Consider the following 3,118-nt stretch of genomic DNA (forward strand, 5'->3'; position numbering starts at 1 on the left):
GGAATAACTTTTAGCAGGATTTACGAGTCCCAGACCCAATGCAGCCATGGCGGCTTTCTTTAAAAAAGTCCTTCTATCGGTATCATTCATGGTTAAATTGTATTGCTATGATTGATTTTCGAATTACCATTAACTCCGATCATTATTGACTACAAATATTTAGATGGAAATTTCCAGGGTGATCTGTATTCCGGAACAGCAAGCCTGGCGGCTTCTTTATCCCCAACAATCTCCTCCTTGTAAGGATCAAACCGGATCGATCTGCCAAGCTTCATTGACAACACACTCAATTCAATGGGAGCATCAATCCTAATGTGATATTCGGGATTACAAAGCGGTTGTTTGCGTGATTTGATGCTTTCAACCCATTCAAGTTCCTGTCCGGGGGAAGAAGGAATGGATTTCGGGGGAGTTTCCATATTCTTCATTCTGTTTCCTTCCGGATATATCTCATGATTGTTATAATCGGTACGCAATGTTCCATTCACACCATGGAAATATATACCCAGCCTGCGTCTTGCTTCACGCCCACGCAGAAAATCAAATCCGTAGCTGTTGGTGGACGACTGCATCCAGGTTAAGGTAAGGTTGGGATAGCGCAGTATGACCTCATGATTGTCATATGCATCGCTGTCATCCTTTATGATGTATCTTCCTCCGCTCGCACTGATTTCATGGGGATAATCCAGATTCAATGCCCAGACCGGCAAATCTATAATGTGGGGTGCCATACCCGGGGTCCAGCCTCCACTGAAATCCATCCAGAAGCAATGATAGAATGCATTCTTTACCAGATTTGGATTAAAGGGTTGCATTCTGGCCGGTCCTACCCACATATCCCAGTCCAGTCCCTCGGGTACAACATAGGTATTATTTCCGCGGCCAATGCCATTGGGAGCTTCATTCATAACGAAAAAAGTTCGCACGGTGGAAATCTCTCCCAGATTTCCCGACCGAACCAGCTCAACCATGCGACGATAGTGATCTCCTGCATGAATCTGGGTGCCGATCTGGCACATGACGTTGTTTTCTCTTACTGCGTTTCTTACTGCCAGGCTTTCGCCCAGATGCATGGTCATGGGTTTTTGCAGGTAAATGTCCAGGCCTGCTTCCGCTGCTTCAACAGCCTGTATGGTATGCCAGTGCGCCGGTGTAGCAATGATAACCGCATCAAGTCCCTTATGTTGCAATAATTCTCTGTAATCGTGATAAGGGGTGCAGGTATCCTTGAACTTCTCAACAATCGGATCAAGACGTTTCTTCCATACATCGCATGCGGCGGTCACCACAATATCAGGATGCTTTACACAATTGTTCAGATTGGCTGTTCCGAGATCACCACATCCAATGATGCCCAGGTTGATCTTATCGCTGGGTGCAGATGTACCATTTGCGCCGAGTGCAGAGGATTTAACTATGAATGGCGCCGCAACTGCCGCCATAGATGTAGTTTTGATAAAACTTCTTCTTGTGTATTTTTTGGTGTTTTCGTTGTTTTTCATGATCGGACATTTTTATGAGGTTGAATAATTAAGTATTTATTAAAGTTTCCTTTATCTGCCAGTTCAGTTTATCTCCTGAATAAAGGAATAATCAGGTGCTACTTTATTATGATAGGCATCCCAGCGCTGAATAGAGATAGACTGTTCAGGTCTGCCCCCTTTATGGGTGATCAGCCTGTAACGCAATATGAGCGGTTTTTCTTTGCTGAGTGGATATCTGGTGTTGGGCTCCGGGAATGTCGGCTGGACCCATGCAAGATCAGGGTATTCAACCCATTTACCGGGATAGTCGGGATTACTGCTGTGCTGCAATACCATCAATCCGGTTTTCGTGTTGGCTCCTTCGAGTAGCCCGTTAAAATCAGACCATGCCCTTAAAGGTTCCGAACCCGCTTCATCGGTGTGATATGAGATATCTTGTTCATCGGGAGTCTGCATACGCAGGTTTAGCCCGCCGTAGCTGTCCGTTCGTCTTGTAGCTATGGTAATGCTGTCCTTTAATGCGGTAAATTTCAGGGTTAAATCAATGACACGGGATTCTGGCGTTGCTCGATATACCCTTATTACAGAATGCTCGCGTACAATAGGCAGGGAATCCTCCCACATCCATAAATTTTCAGCCACTATCTGGGCAAAAACAGGTCCGCTCGTAAGCTGAACTTCGTCTGTTGGTCTTGCAAAAACCCGTTGTAAGGCATAAATGTCTGCCCGTTCTGATCCAAATTCCACTTCAGGCCAGGCCCAGAAAATGCCCCGGTGATGGGGATGTCCCCCTTCAGGCCAGTCTCTTGTCAGCATTTCACCTTCAAGACCATACAAGGGGTGGATGTAATCGCTGCGCGGAACAGCATATCGGCTAACCGTAACGAAGGTATCTTCTTTGGTTCTTGTATATTGTTCTTCTTTTGCCTCCTCAAGACGAATGACATCTTCTTCATATATGGTCTCATAATTATACTGTAATATTTGCTCCCCATTTTCTTTTATCTGTATCTGTCCGGTTTTGGAATCACGCGATGCAGTCATAACTTCATCAAAGGGAGCTGCACTTTTCGTCAATGTGAAAGTGGATGAACCGGATTTTTGCCCCGGCATTAACAGGACTATCTTTGAAGTTCCATCCCCGCTTGTTTCATCTAATTGGGCCGGTATCATATTTTCATCGCCACTTGCTGAACCATCTAAAATTCCCAAACTCGCCTGATCCCCGGCAGAAGCTAAGGCATCGTTCAACTGGACATTCAGTGATACGGGGGCTTGTGTTTCCGAGAGTTCACCATTCGGATCGTCGATTGTTAATTCCCTGGTATTAGAAGTACAGGCGTATGTACCCAATATCAATAAATAAATCAGGATTTTGGTTAAGGATATTAAATGCTTCATTTAAATGAATTTTTGGTTTTATGCTGATATTATAGATCATCTCATCACCGAATAATCTCCCGCCAGCGGGAATTCGGAAATACGCAGGGCTGAGCACCCGTATGGAATGAGCGTAACGGTTTCCTCCTCACCCGTTCTTTGTCCATATTGAATGGAGTAGGGCAGAGGTCCGGCCGATTCATTGTATAATTTCCAGTCTTTTATTCGTTTGGCTTTTGTTTTGATTTCTACCG

Annotated in this window: 4 protein-coding genes; all 4 read right to left on the bottom strand. The window is 45.0% G+C overall.

Annotated features, from left to right (window positions below; genetic code table 11):
* Nucleotides 1-90 (bottom strand): twin-arginine translocation signal domain-containing protein (locus KGY70_19790; GenBank protein ID MBS3777447.1); only part of this gene is annotated, 90 nt, incomplete at its 3' end.
* A 59-nt stretch (nucleotides 91-149) separates the two neighbouring features.
* Complete coding sequence (locus KGY70_19795; GenBank protein ID MBS3777448.1) at nucleotides 150-1,502, bottom strand: Gfo/Idh/MocA family oxidoreductase; 1,353 nt, start codon at nucleotides 1,500-1,502, stop codon at nucleotides 150-152.
* A gap of 63 nt (nucleotides 1,503-1,565) precedes the next feature.
* Complete coding sequence (locus tag KGY70_19800) at nucleotides 1,566-2,885, bottom strand: PmoA family protein (GenBank protein ID MBS3777449.1); 1,320 nt, start codon at nucleotides 2,883-2,885, stop codon at nucleotides 1,566-1,568.
* A gap of 36 nt (nucleotides 2,886-2,921) precedes the next feature.
* Nucleotides 2,922-3,118, bottom strand: a 197-nt coding sequence (locus KGY70_19805) for a hypothetical protein (protein ID MBS3777450.1), incomplete at its 5' end; no start/stop codon positions are given.

It is taken from the genome of Bacteroidales bacterium (genome assembly GCA_018334875.1).
GTDB lineage: Bacteria > Bacteroidota > Bacteroidia > Bacteroidales > UBA12077 > JAGXLC01.